This is a genomic window from Bradyrhizobium sp. USDA 10063 (genome assembly GCF_054063735.1).
In genome coordinates, this window is sequence record NZ_JBSSGP010000002.1 from 8,696,562 (window position 1) to 8,709,874 (window position 13,313).

Genomic DNA, 13,313 nt, shown 5'->3' on the forward strand with positions numbered 1-13,313 from the left:
AATTGCGATTGCGAGATAAGGCCAACTCGTGCGAGCTTTGTCAGATAAGCTGGACGGACGGACATCGCGATAGGAGCTTCCGCCTCTTGCAGGTTCAGCTATCCGCGACTCTGCACCATGAAGTTCTGGGGTCAACTCTGAATAAGCTTGATCGTGGAAACAGGCCACTTTCCAGAGTGGCCGCTAACTGAAACGCGCAAGCCATGCAACTCGTCAAGGAAGAGCCCGTCGATGGTGCCTGCTTTCCCATCGCTGAGCACAACCGTTTTCCCGATCAACTCGGTTTGTGCATGTTCGTACTCCAACAAGATCGTGTATGCGCGGTCTTTGACAGGCGGCATCAATCTCGCCATGACGTGATGCACTATCAGGAGGTACTACTCGGGGTGATGCGACGTTGTTTGTTCTTGTACTTGCGAGGTCGTGCAAACGAGTCGCAAGCGTCATCAGCACCGCCGGGCTCGCGACGAGAACTTATCGGCACGCTCTACCGAACGGAATCGAACATGGGACGGCTCCTCCATTATCCCTTTGGCAAACGTTTCAAACTCCCCAGTCGAAGGTGAGGCAACCCCACACCGGCAAAATGAATTGGTCCGACAATGTACCGACTTTTTGCCATCCAATAACAATGATCACGATCCAACTTTGAAGGGACGCTAACCATGCATGTGCGGGAGTGGCTTCGGTTATCGCGCTGCTCCTCGGGCGCGTACTGACCGTATGTACTTCCGGTAATTGACCGACCCTGCGCAGATGACTTGATGAAAAGATCGAACGAAAACGCACAATCTCTCGCGTAAAGAAGTGTTCGCGCAGAGGTCTCTCCGGACCAAAACTTGAAGTGCATGACAAAGCAAGGAGGTGTTTCGAATGTATGGCCCAAGCAGCCAATCCGAATTGTTGGCGAGTTCGTCCAGAATGCCGTTCATCGTGGCGGGAGACCGGCGGCAAGCAGTTGCGACAGCCTTCGCTACTGCGCAGTCGGTTGCATTGCTCTGTCCGCATCCGTACCGAATTTGTCGGGGCGGAGGAAGAGGGCCGGCTGGGGGCTCTATTCATTTGCTGGCGGGCCGGCCAAGCTAAAAAGACGGGTGTTCGATATCCCGGGACTGAAGATTATAGATGAGCCGGATCCGTCGCTCGTCGGTTTAGATGCGCGTTCGACGATAAGCGCGATGCTTCGCCGCGACGTCATCATACAAGGCATACAGCATGAGAAGCGTACAGAACCCGACGATAATCATCAGCGGTGTAGCGGCCACCTTCCAGGCGAGAAAGCCGACATACGAGATCGCCAAACCTGCGCCGAGGACAGATGCAATGATATCCAGAATCACCAGGTCCTCCACTCCTGACCCGAATTCCTAGTGGTCGGTCTGCTGCCCGACCGTGATGCATCAATCCTACGATTGCAGCCGGCAAACGACATTTATAGCCGGCTTTAGGTCGCGATTGCAGATCGCAAATTGCTACTCATCATTTTCGGTCCTCCCGATAAATTCATCAGCGCCTGCTCGGGATCGCGTCCGCCAGCAGTTCAACACACATTCCATGCTAAAGTTGCTGTGAAGGTCCGAAAGCGTACAAACCGGTTCGCCGATAAGATTGTTGGCTGTGGACGGTAAAGGTTGCGCGTTGCCGAAACGATTGCAGTTGTCATGAGGACCAAAGCCAATCGGGTAGATGGCGCCGTGGCGCCCAGGCCATTGGTGGCTGAAGAAATGCTAGGGCAAAAGTGCCTCCAGCGGCGCCGGACTGTGTGAGAGTGGACTATGGTTTCGTCCGACAGGATTGATCAGGTTAGAACGGCATTCGATCGTCAGCAGGCCGCGGGCGGCCTCGCTGAGCTATCATCGGAGCAGATATCGTCGCTCGACGCCGACGACCTGGAGCGTTTGGCGACTGCGTCCTACCTGGTGGGTCAAGACAGCGAGGCGGTGGCCGCTTGGACACGACTTCATCATCTCTGCGTCGACCGGCGGGCCCTCGACCAGGCCGCTCGCTGGGCCTTCTGGATCAGCCTGTCCCACCTTCTCGGCGGGAAACCGGCGCACGGGACCGGCTGGTTGTCGCGCGCCAAGCGGCTTCTCAATGATCATGCCATGGAGTGTGTCGAGCAGGGCTACGTGCTTGTCCTCGATGGCCTCATGGCCATGCTCGGAGGCGATGGCGAGACGGCTTGCGCGGCATCCGATAGGGCCCTCGCATTGGCCAACCGTTTTGCCGACAGCGATCTCTTGGCTCTGGCGCTACTGGGCAAGGGCCAGGCAATGATCGGATCGCGACGGCCCACCGAAGGGGTCGCGCTGCTGGATGAGGCAATGGTCGGCGTTTCGGCAGGTGATGTCTCTCCGATTCTGGTTGGGATCATCTACTGCGCCGTTGTCTTGACCTGCCAGCGCAGCTTCGACATTGCGCGCGCCCGCGAATGGACGAAGCAGTTCAACGATTGGTGTACGTCGCAACCCGACCTCGTACCCTTTCGCGGCCAGTGCTTCGTTCATCGGTCGGAAGTCATGCAGCTCCAAGGCGACTGGTCCGGTGCATTGGAGGAAGCGCGGAATGCATGCCGGCATCTGGCTGACCGTTCTGAGGCCGTGGTCGGCCGCGCCTACTACCAGTGCGGCGAACTCTGCCGGCTGCGTGGCGACTTCGACGAAGCCGACCGGATGTTCCGGAAAGCAAGCCGTCATGGCTGCGAGCCGCAGCCGGGTCTCGCTTTGCTGATGTTGGCGACCGGCAAGGGCAATGCCGCCGCCTCAATTCGTGGTGTCGTTGGCGATCTCAGCGATAGGCAGGAACCACCAGCAGGCTTATCGTACCCCAGATTGCTCGGAGCGATGGTCGAAATCCTGTTGGCCGGAGGTGATCCCGAAGGTGCACGATCAGCGGCCGACGAACTGGCTCTCCTGGCGAAGCCAAGCCAGGTACCGTTCCTGCTAGCGTCGACGGCTCAGGCCGCCGGCGCGGTTGCCCTTGCGGAGGGTAAAACCGACGAAGCGCTGGCGCAGCTCCGAGAAGCCTGGACGACTTGGCAGGAGCTGGAAATGCCGTATGAATCCGCCCGCGTACGTGTTCTTGTTGGTCGGGTCTGCGCGGAGACCGGTGATCACGGGTTAGCCCAAATGCACTTTGACGCGGCTCGTGCGGTGTTCACCAGGCTCGGTGCAACACCCGATCTGGCCGAACTGGCCCGCGTGACCAGCTTGGATGGCCGGGCAGATCATGGGCTGACGAAAAGGGAGCGCGAGGTACTGGCCCTCGTCGCCGGCGGAGCGTCGAACCGTCAGATCGCCGGTCGTCTCGATATTAGCGAGCATACGGTTGCGCGCCACGTGAGCAACATATTCGACAAGCTCGGCGTAAGTTCACGGACCCAAGCCGTGGCGTATGCTCACGCGTGCAATCTCCTCTAGTCAAAACTGGTTAGGTGAAGCATGTCGCGCCCATGGCCAATTTGGGCGATGCACGGCCCTCGTTTCAGTCCTACGGTTGACCATCTTCAACCGAAAGGAGGATACGATGAACGAGAGAAGCTTGTACCAGGCTGTGGACACGTCCGTGCCGGACAACTACGAGCGCTACTTCGTACCCACGATCGGCGGACCGGCGTCGAAAGGTCTCCTTGCAGTCGCTCAGCTCAAGGCGGGGGAACGCGTCCTCGATGTCGCCTGCGGCACCGGCGTCGTCACCCGCGCAGCGGCCGATGCTGTCGGGCCGAGCGGCACCATTGCTGGCCTCGACATCAATCCGGGAATGCTGGCCACGGCCCGCAAACAAGTCCGGTCCGGCAGTTCAATCGATTGGTACGAGGCGAGCGCCGAATCGATGCCACTGCCGGATCGCTCATTCGATGTCGTGCTATGTCAAATGGGACTACAGTTTATGCCCAACAAGCCAGCAGTCGTTACCGAAATGAATCGTGTTTTGAGGCCCGGCGGACGAGCGCTTGTTAGTGTGCCGGGACCTGAGCCCGATCTCTTTTCCATCATGAGAGACGCGCTCGGTCGTCGAATCGGTCCGAAAGCGGCTGAATTTGAGCGCACCGTCTTTTCGCTCCACGACGAGGCCGAGATCCGCAAGCTGTTTGAGGAGGCTGGCTTCGGCAAGGTGGAAGTGGAAGCCGCCACGGCCCGGCTCGGCCTGCCTGAGCCGCGGGACTTTCTCTGGCAGTACATCAATTCGACGCCGATGGTCGACATGGTGATGAGGGTCGACGAGGCGACCCGAACCGCCTTCGAACGGGAGGTCACGGACAAATGGCAACCGTTCCGAGCCAACAGCGGCATGACTTTCGAAGTACGGATAACAACCGCCTCTAGCTGGGCCTAGCATCGCCATCGTCGGTCGGTTGGCCGTTCGTGATACACGATCCTGTCGTTGCGCAGGCAATAACCTGCTTGCGAGCGTAAGGCTCGTTTGCAAGTGCACAACCTGGCACGTGGCCCAGAACTCCGGATGCCATCGAGTGCACGTCAACGAATTCGTTGACGGTAAAGTTGCTGTGAATGTCCGACAGCGTACAAACCAGGCGCTGATGAGATTGTTTGCTCCACGGAAATAACTAGCCGTGGAAGAGCCTCGATTCCGACCAGCATCGCGCTTTGAACTTGCTTGTGTCGGGCAAGATGCTCGTCACACGCAAGCGCATAAATGAACAGCTTGAAGGGAGGAGGAAGCCATGAGGGAATTCCGGAAACGCGAACAAACGACGACGCGACGCATGCTCCTAACGGCCGCAGGTGCGGGTGCTGCGGTTGTGGCAATGCCCCAAGTATCTCGTGCCGAGACGGTCACGCTGAAAATGCAGGGATCGTGGGGGGCAGGCGATATCTTCAACGATTACGCCAAGCAGTACGTTGACGTCGTCAACGAGATGGGGGGAACGCGGCTGAAGATCGAGTATCTCAATTCCGGTGCGGTGGTCAAACCGTTTGAAGTGCAGGACGCTGTGCACAAGGGGGTGCTCGACGGCGGACATCTCGTGCCTGCATATTGGTATGGCAAGAATCGCGCTGCATCGCTGTTTGGTACCGGACCATGCTGGGGTTGGAACGCTCACCAATTCCTGGCGTGGTTCTACAATGGACCCGGCGAGGAGTTGTACAAAGAGCTGACGCAGAAGGTGCTCGGACTGAACATCGTCGGATGGTTCCTGATGCCGATGCCGACGCAACCACTTGGCTGGTTTAAACAGGAGCCAAAAACGACCGATGATCTGAAGAATCTCAAGTACCGGACTGTCGGTCTCGCTTCGAACGTGATGCAGAGCATGGGACTCAAGGTTACCCAATTGCCGGGTGGCGAGATAGTTCCAGCGCTGGAAAAAGGGGTAATTGAGGCATTCGAATACAACAATCCGACGTCCGATCGTCGCTTCGGCGCCGCCGATGTCGCGAAGGTATACATGCTGAGCAGCTATCATCAGGCATCTGAGTGCCTGGAGATCGAATTCAATAAGACCAAGTTCGAATCGTTGGCAAACGAGCAGCAATCCATTCTGCGGCATGCTGTCGAAGCAGCGTCGTCGAGGAACATGTGGCTAGAGCGTTTTCCACATGATGTGGATCATTTGGTGTATCCGGCATGTCTAAAGTAATTGGCGCACATCTGCGGCGCAAACGACCTGACGAGCTTGCCGATGAGTTTGAGCAGGGTGTCGACCGTGCGGGCGGCGCCTTTGCGCAGCGCTGCCTTCAACCGGGAGAATGCCTGTTCGATTGGATTGAGGTCGGGCGAGTAGGCCGGCAGATAGCGCACGCGGGCGCCGAGAGCCTCGATCGCCTCGCGGACGCCGACGATCTTGTGAGTGCGCAAGTTGTCCATGAAGACGATGTCGCCCTTGCGCAAGGTCGGCGCCAGAACCTGCTCGACATAAGCCAGGAACGACGGCCCATCCATCGCACCGTCGATGACATAGGGCGCCGTGAGGCCGTCGATGCGCAGCGCGGCAACAAGCGTCAGTGCCTTCCAGTGACCGTGGGGTACGTCAGAGACGAGGCGCTTACCGCGAGGAGAACGCCCATAGTGCCGGACCATCTTCGTCGTGACCGCGGTCTCATCGATAAAGACGAGGCGCGGCGTACGCAGCTTGGGCTGCTCAGCTTTCAGCGCAGCGCGCTCGGCAGCAACGTCAGGCCGATCCTGCTCGGCGGCGTGCAATGTTTTTTTTGAAGGTGATGCCGTGACGGTCGAAGAAGCGCCAAATCGAACCGATGCCGGCCTTTTGCCTTCTCTGGGAGCGCAGACGCACACGGATCTCCTCGAGCGTCAGGTCCGGCTCCGTGGCGATCAACTCGGTCAGCCACTGCTTGTGCTGCTCCAACGGCGAGCGGCTGTGCCCGGCGCCGGGCTTGGCCTCGACATTTCCGGTCTTCCTCCAGCGATCCATCCATCGGATCGTCGTCGAAGCGCCGAGGTTGAGAATGCGCGCCGCCTCGCGGGCGCTTTCGCCGGACTCGATAAGCTCAACCGCACGCACCCTGAGGTCATTGGAGTATCCCTTCGCCATCGTATGACCCCGCATGTTGCCGCAGGTGACACCGAATCTGATTTGCAAGTCCAAGGGAATCCCCTGTGACGCTCTGATTCACATCAACTGGAAACCGCTCTAGCCTACGATCACTATCCGAAAGATCTGCAGGCGCTGATCCACAAGGACAATGTGCAGGTGCGCCGAACACCCGAGCCGATACTGAAGGCACAGCTGGCCGCCTGGGACAACGTCGTTGAACAGTACAGCAGTGATCCATTCTTCAAGAAAGTGATCGACAGCCAGAAGTCGTGGGCCAAGGACGTCGCCTATTACGAGCTACTCAATTCGCATGACACAAAGCTCGCCTACGAGCATTACTACGGCAGTGAGCAGCCACTCGGTTATTGACGCTGAATCTGGCTGACGACGCAAAATTGTAAGGTGCGCGGTAAACGAGTCGTTTGTGCGCGCCTTACCCCTCTTTCTTCGAAGCAGAATGCTTGTATGCGCAGCTGCATCAACTTCACAGATCTGCTGAGTACAGCCATTGGGAAGGCATTCGGCTGGTTCATCGTAATTCTAACGTTCGGAACCTGCTACGAGGTATTCGTACGCTACGCCCTCAACAATCCGACCGTCTGGTCCTACGATCTATCCTACAACATGTATGGCGCCTTATTCATCATGGCGGGCGCTTACACCTTTTCGCGCAACGCGCATGTGCGCGCGGATGTCGTCTATCGCCTGCTGCGGCCTCGCACGCAGGCCGCAATCGATCTGTCTCTGTTCGTACTATTCTTTTATCCCGGCATCCTCGCGCTTACGGTATTTGGGTTTTTCTATGCGGCGGAGTCCTGGCGCTACCAGGAAGTGAGTGTGTTCAGCCCTGCCGACATTCCGATTTTTCCTCTGAAGACGCTAATTCCAGTAGCTGGCTTGACATTGCTGCTGCAAGGCATGGCGGAGGTCTTCCGTTGCATTCTGTGCCTCAGGGACGGAACGTGGCCGGCGCGAAGGCAGGACGTCGAGGAGATCGAGAGCGCGATCCTGCATGAACGACGATCTCTCGGGCACAGGCGACCAACGGGCGCTGCGGAGGCCGGATCATGACCGGCGGCGAAATAGGCCTGATCATGATCGGCATCTTCCTCGTGGCGATCCTGCTCGGATTTCCGATTGCGTTTACCCTGGTCGGAATGAGCATATTCTTTGGCTATTATGCGTACGCGACTCCGGACCAAATTCATCACATCTTCCAGAATAGAATATTCGACCTGCTGGTCCAGAACACTTTTAGCGTCATCAGCAACGACACGCTGACCGCGGTGCCGCTGTTTCTGTTTATGGGATATGTTGTTGAACGGGCAAATATTCTCGATCGTTTGTTCTTCAGCATCCAGCTCGCTGCCCGCCGTCTTCCCGGATCTCTGGCAATTGCCACCCTGATTACCTGTGCGCTGTTCGCAACGGCGACCGGCATTGTTGGCGCAGTAGTGACCTTAATGGGCCTGCTCGCGTTGCCCGCCATGCTGAAGGCCGGCTACGATACCAAACTAGCTGCCGGTGTTGTGTGTGCGGGAGGCTGTCTCGGCATCCTGATTCCGCCCAGCATCATGCTCATTCTGTATGCCGCCACAGCGGGCGAGTCGGTCGTCAAGATGTATGCCGGCGCTTTCGTGCCGGGGTTCATCCTTGCCGGCCTTTACGTCGTCTACGTAATCGGCCGTGCACTCATCAATCCCAGGCTGACGCCTGCATTACCTGACGATCAGAGTGTCGTTACGCTGCCGAAGATGTTTTTTGCATTGCTCACCTCGTTCGTCCCGCTTGTAGTCTTGATCCTTTCTGTGCTTGGGGCGATCCTGTTAGGTCTTGCCACGCCGACGGAGGCAGCTGCAGTTGGTGCGTTTGGCAGTCTAACGCTAGCAGCGGTCTATCGAGAGTTCGACTTTCCGAGGCTCAAGGAAGCGGTGTACCTGACGGCACGGACGACCGCGATGGTGACCTATTTATTCGTAGGCTCATGGACGTTTGCGTCGGTGTTTGCCTATTTGGGCGGCCAGGCGCTAGTGGAGGACTTGATTAGCGGCATGAACATGAGCCGGGTCGAGTTTCTGCTGCTTTCCCAGTTCATCATCTTTCTCTTGGGCTGGCCGCTCGAGTGGACCGAAATCATAATTATCTTCGTGCCCATCTTCTTGCCGCTACTCAAGCATTTCGATGTCGATCCCATTGTGTTTGGCATCCTCGTAGCCCTCAACATCCAGACATCCTTCAATACGCCGCCTATGGCGATGGCAGCCTACTATCTCAAAGGCGTGGCGCCACCACAGGTTCGATTGACACAGATCTTTCGCGGATCGCTTCCATTTGTATTCATGGTCTTCATTACAATGGCACTTCTCTACGCTTTTCCGCAATTGGCGTTGTGGTTACCCGACCAGCTCTACGGAGGACGATAAGAATTGCAGGCACATAGATCAGGAAAATCGGTCCGCGTGACATCCGCGATCGTCGACTGACCTCTGTTTCTTGCGCCGGCATTGAACGTGAGACGTTTTAGTGGATTTACACGTAGATCGGCTTTGGTCGATTAGAACGCTCATTGAAGTGAAACTGGAGTTTGATATGGCGAAGGATAAGAGAACTGGGGGGCAAAAGCCCGGAAAACCAGGCGAGAACGACCCGACGCAGCAACCGAGGCCAACTCCGAACCCAGATCCCGACGAGAAGGCGAATAAGCCTCCGGAGAATCCGCCGAGCTAGGTGCAGCCGGTAGAATGTCGGTATCAAAACCGCATAAGACGCCACCGCGCAAACATCACGGCATTTGCCAAGCCGCTGAAGTGTAACGGACTCTGGCCAAGATCTCTGGCCCGGAGTTAGACATTTGAGCCGAGGTAACATTTTTGCCCAGAGAAGCCCGACCTCTCGGGACCAGCGCGAACGCAAGCTCTTGCCTGATATTGGTACGGAGTCGCACACGAACAGAACTGCGAAGGCTTGCTGGAGCCTTGGAATAGATTGAGAGTGGCTTTTGCCAGAACTGCGCGGATCCGCAGCGCAGATCTGGCACCGCAAAACGCCGCACGGGCCTCAGTTCTGTTCCCCCGGGGCTGAGGCCTGCGGCGGGTGCCGCAGGCACGTTAAAGACGGGTCCTCTTTTGCTTACTGGTTGGCAAATCCGCACGTAGGGCTTCATCGCGCAGTTCCATTCGTTCCGGCATTTTCTCGAGCGCTCGTCTTGAGCATTGCTAGCCGTTGCCATGCATCAGGGTTCAAAGCGGGCAGAGGGCCGCCAGCACGATCGCTCGCGTTAAGCGCCACATCGAGTGCAGAGAGAGCACGAGTCCTATTCCCAATTGACCGGAACTGAGGCGATAAACGAACCGCGATCGAAACGGGCTCGCTGTTCTTGGACCGCTCGTGTCACGCGGCTGTGGACGGCAATGAACGCTGCCGACGATCCCGCTCGAATTGCTTTTGCACGAAGCAACGCGTGGTGTCGTTTTATGGTGGCTCGCCATTCTTGATCGTCTTGTAACCGGACAGACTGTCGATACCCGACGGAATCGGAGCGGTACCGTACCAACCGTCCAAGATCGGCAGAAAACATCTTAGACACCCGGGCGTTTCGAACGGAAGGGCATATACGGAAAGGAGCCTGCCATGAGGAATGTGAGCGGGTCAGCTATATTGGCTGCCACGGTGATGCTGTGGACTGTGAGCACGGTTGTTCCGGCAGCGGCTGCAAATCCCAAGATCACTATACAAACGTCAAGCAAGGCAGGTTCGGCGCTCAAGCCAAGTGAATTCAGCGCACAACGCCGGCATCATCGGCATGTCGGTCACATCCGCCACCACCGACGAGCTTTCGCTTTGTATCGTCCGTACCACTATCGTGCTTACTACCGACCGCGTTATCGGGCGTATTATCGGCCGTACCGTGCATTCGGCTTCTACCCGCCGTGGTACCGTCCCTACGGGGCCTACTATCGACCCGCGTATACGTATTATCGGCCGTTAGGCTACGGCTGGCCTTATCGTAGCTGGTACTATGGGCCACGGACCTACGTATCAATCGGCTTTGGCCCGTTTAGCTTCGGATTCTTCTAGGCAACCTGCGGCTCTAGTCGGGCACGAAGAGCGCCCGCTGTTCGCCTTGTAGCACTTCCGCAGTCTGCTTCATCTTCGGCCCGCGGAAGTCGCGAAAATCCAGGCCATAAGCGCCGACAATTGCGCGACGTACAGCTGTGTCGCCGAGATGCCGGGATGATCCTGTGGGATCTCGCAAGGCTTCTCCGATGAGCGTTGCAGTGTCGCGCTCTCGCGCGCGGGTACCGACCGCCACGATGAGCAGCAGCCACTTCAATGGTGCTGCGGTATTTGAGATTCAGTACAGCGAAACCGAGAGCCTCTCCAAGTAGCTCCGACGGCGCGGCCGCGTCCAGCATGGTTAGTATTCGCTTGGCTCACTCACGGCACGCTAGGCGTTTGGTTCGTTGGCATCGCCCACGTTCAACGGCTGCGTGCACAGAACTGCCATTGATGGTTCTTTTCGCGACTTCGTTTTCGCAACCAAGCCGAGTCGTTGCCGGCCACAAACTAAGCTACATACTCCATCACCAGCTCAGCAAAATGCCTCCTCCCGCTTCCACCAAAGCTCCGCGACGTCCGCCCTGCGGCATTAACATCTTCTCCTACCAACGCGAACCGCAACAACAGGGGGAGACAACGACCCCGAATGTCGTCGTCAAATAGGGCCTCGACTTCAGTTTCGATATGCAGGTCCCTCGGAACAAACGGACTCAGCACCGCTACCGGGGTTCAGTTGAACTGATCAGTGCGACAAAGGCCGATGCAGCGGTTAAGTCATTGTGCCAAAATCCGCGAGCACCGCGCTCACTTTCCAGTGCCGACCGCTTTGCCGAGCTTTAACATAGCAATTGGACGGAGCGGAGGACGCAGCCGAGGCGGGAGAGTTGTGCTATCATCGGGTTGCGGCAGTGTGCCAAAGACCGCGCGAGGGCTCAATTTTCCAACTGTCCCGAAACCGCCGATGCCAAATCGCGACAACCGTAAACCATCTGATATCAAGGATTATGCCATTATTGGCGATTGTCGGACGGCAGCTTTGATTTCGAGAGAGGGATCGGTCGACTGGCTGTGTCTTCCAGCTTTCTCCAGCTCCAGCGTCTTCACCCGTCTGCTAGATCCGTCTGCTGGGCACTTCTCGATCAGGCCACGGTCGGGATTCGCAACCAGACGAAGGTACCTGCCGTGCTCCGCAGTCCTGGAAACGATCTTTGAAGCCGAGACCGGGTTGGCCATGCTCATCGATCTCTGCCCGATTGTTGATGGCCTCGGATCGCTCGAGCCCATGCGAGAAGTATTGCGCATCATCGAAGGCGTGGAAGGCTACGTTGATCTCGAGATCGAATTTGCGCCCCGCCCGGACTACGGCCGCGTGCAGCCCGAGCTGCGACCATGTCTGGCGCTGCGGATGGAATGAGCTGCTGTTGCTCAACAGCAGGGTTCGTCTCGTCGAATGCGGGTCATCGCTACGCGGAGCGGTTCGTCTGAATGCCGGAAGGCGCGAACATTTGAGCCTGGCTTACGTCGCTCGCGACATTGGCACCATCGCTCCATTGGGCGCGGAAGCTGACAGGCGCTGCGAGCGCACAATCGCGTGGTGGCGCAACTGGAGCAAGACGTGCCAATTTGACGGGCTGGAGAAAGAGGTTGTGCTGCGGAGCGCGATTACTCTCAAGCTCCTGACCTTCTGCCTCTCCGGCGCGGTCGTTGCAGCGGCAACGACATCGATACCGGAAACGATAGACGGGCAGCGCAGTGTTGACTACCGCTACTGCTGGCTGCGCGATGCCGGATTGACGATGAGCGCTTTCCTCGGATTGGGATTTCACCACAAAGATTCAATGTATCTTGGTTGGTTGCTACACGCCACACGCCTCAGTCGACCAGACCTTAGTATTCTCTACGACGTCTACGGGCGCACAAACCTGCGACAACGGACGCTGACTTGGTTGACCGGCTATTACAATTCGTCTCCCGTTCGAACCGGGAACGACGCAATCGAGCAGGTTCAGCTTGACGTCTATGGCTAGGTTGTTGCGGCTGCGCAATGCTACGCCGCATGCGCGCGCTTCGATCGGATCGAGCTCATGAGGATGCGTCCCAGCGTTCGGCAGGGCGCGCACGAAAGTACAGCAGAGCCTCGAGATGAGCCACAGAAGCAATTGGGCGGGGAAGTACGTCCTTGACCTCTTCTGACAGGGCCTCGTCGGACATTTGCGACCTGATTTGAGTAGCTCGGAAAACTGAGGAATTCCGGCGCACGCTGCAAGGCTCCAAAATGTCGGTCCCACAATGTACGCTACCATACTCCCGGATCAACTCCATCATGGGCAGCGCACTGGGTCATGGCTGCACGACTTCAAAGGGGGCACGACGACCAGGCGCGTGTTCTCACGAGACTTGTGTCAGCCTGGTAACGTGCGGGCGCTGCCCGGCCAACGCCTCGTCTCCTCCCAGCCAGAAGCGGTGGCCTCTACCGCTGAGCAGAATCAGCGGTCTCCACGCCGCGCTTCGATCGCGATCCGCTTGTACCGACGCCCCCGGGCTTGTGGAAGATGCACTTGTCCTCGGAACTCTCGTTTCCCTTGATTTCGCAATCGGGCGAAGGGGGCGTGCCTCCAAACGCAGACGAAAGCAGCTGTGAAGCCTCCTTCTGATCGAACTGTCCTCTTCCGAGGATAGTTGCGTGCCAATTGTGCTGCCTCCAATCAACAGGTGCGATGAATGCTCTCGACCATAA

At 57.7% G+C, this 13,313-nt stretch carries 12 protein-coding genes; 8 read left to right on the forward strand and 4 right to left on the reverse strand.

Annotated features, from left to right (window positions below):
• Nucleotides 1–131 precede the first annotated feature (131 nt).
• On the reverse strand, nucleotides 132–341 hold the full coding sequence (locus ACVJGD_RS42650; RefSeq protein WP_456639678.1) for a PRC-barrel domain containing protein: 210 nt from the start codon (nucleotides 339–341) through the stop codon (nucleotides 132–134).
• Nucleotides 342–1,151: 810 nt separating this feature from the next.
• Nucleotides 1,152–1,340 carry a hypothetical protein gene (locus ACVJGD_RS42655; protein WP_456639679.1) on the reverse strand — a complete coding sequence of 63 codons (189 nt, stop codon included), beginning with the start codon at nucleotides 1,338–1,340 and terminating at the stop codon, nucleotides 1,152–1,154.
• A 435-nt stretch (nucleotides 1,341–1,775) separates the two neighbouring features.
• Here ACVJGD_RS42655 and ACVJGD_RS42660 point away from each other — a divergent pair, with 435 nt between their 5' ends.
• From ACVJGD_RS42660 to ACVJGD_RS42670, 3 genes are all read left to right on the forward strand, one after another.
• Nucleotides 1,776–3,419 (forward strand): LuxR C-terminal-related transcriptional regulator, encoded by a 1,644-nt coding sequence (locus ACVJGD_RS42660; RefSeq protein WP_456639680.1) that lies wholly within the window; start codon nucleotides 1,776–1,778, stop codon nucleotides 3,417–3,419.
• 106 nt (nucleotides 3,420–3,525) lie between these two features.
• Nucleotides 3,526–4,335, forward strand: a complete 810-nt coding sequence (locus ACVJGD_RS42665) for a class I SAM-dependent methyltransferase (RefSeq protein ID WP_456639681.1) — start codon at nucleotides 3,526–3,528, stop codon at nucleotides 4,333–4,335.
• Between the two features lie 349 nt (nucleotides 4,336–4,684).
• Nucleotides 4,685–5,602: a TRAP transporter substrate-binding protein gene (locus ACVJGD_RS42670; protein ID WP_456639682.1), complete on the forward strand. Its 918-nt coding sequence runs from the start codon at nucleotides 4,685–4,687 to the stop codon at nucleotides 5,600–5,602.
• Here ACVJGD_RS42670 and ACVJGD_RS42675 read toward each other — a convergent pair.
• Nucleotides 5,572–6,514, reverse strand: a protein-coding gene (locus ACVJGD_RS42675; protein ID WP_456632516.1) for an IS630 family transposase whose coding sequence is annotated in 2 segments (ribosomal slippage) — nucleotides 5,572–6,174 and nucleotides 6,176–6,514 — 942 coding nt in all. Because the reading frame shifts where the segments join, the coding sequence is not laid out codon by codon here. The two genes, ACVJGD_RS42670 and ACVJGD_RS42675, sit on opposite strands and share 31 nt — an antisense overlap.
• A 159-nt stretch (nucleotides 6,515–6,673) precedes the next feature.
• Here ACVJGD_RS42675 and ACVJGD_RS42680 point away from each other — a divergent pair.
• The 3 genes from ACVJGD_RS42680 to ACVJGD_RS42690 all read left to right on the forward strand — a co-directional run bounded on the left by ACVJGD_RS42680 (nucleotide 6,674) and on the right by ACVJGD_RS42690 (nucleotide 8,940).
• On the forward strand, nucleotides 6,674–6,886 hold the full coding sequence (locus ACVJGD_RS42680; RefSeq protein ID WP_456639683.1) for a hypothetical protein: 213 nt from the start codon (nucleotides 6,674–6,676) through the stop codon (nucleotides 6,884–6,886).
• 96 nt (nucleotides 6,887–6,982) lie between these two features.
• On the forward strand, nucleotides 6,983–7,588 hold the full coding sequence (locus tag ACVJGD_RS42685; protein ID WP_456639684.1) for a TRAP transporter small permease subunit: 606 nt from the start codon (nucleotides 6,983–6,985) through the stop codon (nucleotides 7,586–7,588).
• A complete protein-coding gene (locus tag ACVJGD_RS42690; RefSeq protein WP_456639685.1) occupies nucleotides 7,585–8,940 on the forward strand; it encodes a TRAP transporter large permease in 1,356 nt (451 codons plus the stop codon). Before ACVJGD_RS42685 ends, ACVJGD_RS42690 begins: the two co-directional genes overlap by 4 nt.
• A 1,667-nt stretch (nucleotides 8,941–10,607) precedes the next feature.
• On the opposite strand, the gene ACVJGD_RS42695 is transcribed toward ACVJGD_RS42690, so the two are convergent.
• Nucleotides 10,608–10,850 carry a hypothetical protein gene (locus tag ACVJGD_RS42695; RefSeq protein ID WP_456639686.1) on the reverse strand — a complete coding sequence of 81 codons (243 nt, stop codon included), beginning with the start codon at nucleotides 10,848–10,850 and terminating at the stop codon, nucleotides 10,608–10,610.
• A 687-nt stretch (nucleotides 10,851–11,537) separates the two neighbouring features.
• Here ACVJGD_RS42695 and ACVJGD_RS42700 point away from each other — a divergent pair.
• Nucleotides 11,538–11,990, forward strand: a complete 453-nt coding sequence (locus ACVJGD_RS42700) for a trehalase-like domain-containing protein (protein ID WP_456639687.1) — start codon at nucleotides 11,538–11,540, stop codon at nucleotides 11,988–11,990.
• A gap of 7 nt (nucleotides 11,991–11,997) precedes the next feature.
• Nucleotides 11,998–12,603 (forward strand): glycoside hydrolase family 15 protein, encoded by a 606-nt coding sequence (locus tag ACVJGD_RS42705; protein WP_456639688.1) that lies wholly within the window; start codon nucleotides 11,998–12,000, stop codon nucleotides 12,601–12,603.
• The last annotated feature ends 710 nt before the right edge of the window (nucleotides 12,604–13,313 follow it).

Bases quoted from the DNA above. Each gene is read 5' to 3' on its own strand.
- ACVJGD_RS42670 (WP_456639682.1), top strand. From the start codon at position 4,685: ATGAGGGAATTCCGGAAACGCGAACAAACGACGACGCGACGCATGCTC.
- ACVJGD_RS42665 (WP_456639681.1), top strand. From the start codon at position 3,526: ATGAACGAGAGAAGCTTGTACCAGGCTGTGGACACGTCCGTGCCGGAC.
- ACVJGD_RS42700 (WP_456639687.1), top strand. From the start codon at position 11,538: ATGCCAAATCGCGACAACCGTAAACCATCTGATATCAAGGATTATGCC.
- ACVJGD_RS42650 (WP_456639678.1), bottom strand. From the start codon at position 341: ATGCCGCCTGTCAAAGACCGCGCATACACGATCTTGTTGGAGTACGAA.
- ACVJGD_RS42660 (WP_456639680.1), top strand. From the start codon at position 1,776: ATGGTTTCGTCCGACAGGATTGATCAGGTTAGAACGGCATTCGATCGT.
- ACVJGD_RS42690 (WP_456639685.1), top strand. From the start codon at position 7,585: ATGACCGGCGGCGAAATAGGCCTGATCATGATCGGCATCTTCCTCGTG.
- ACVJGD_RS42685 (WP_456639684.1), top strand. From the start codon at position 6,983: ATGCGCAGCTGCATCAACTTCACAGATCTGCTGAGTACAGCCATTGGG.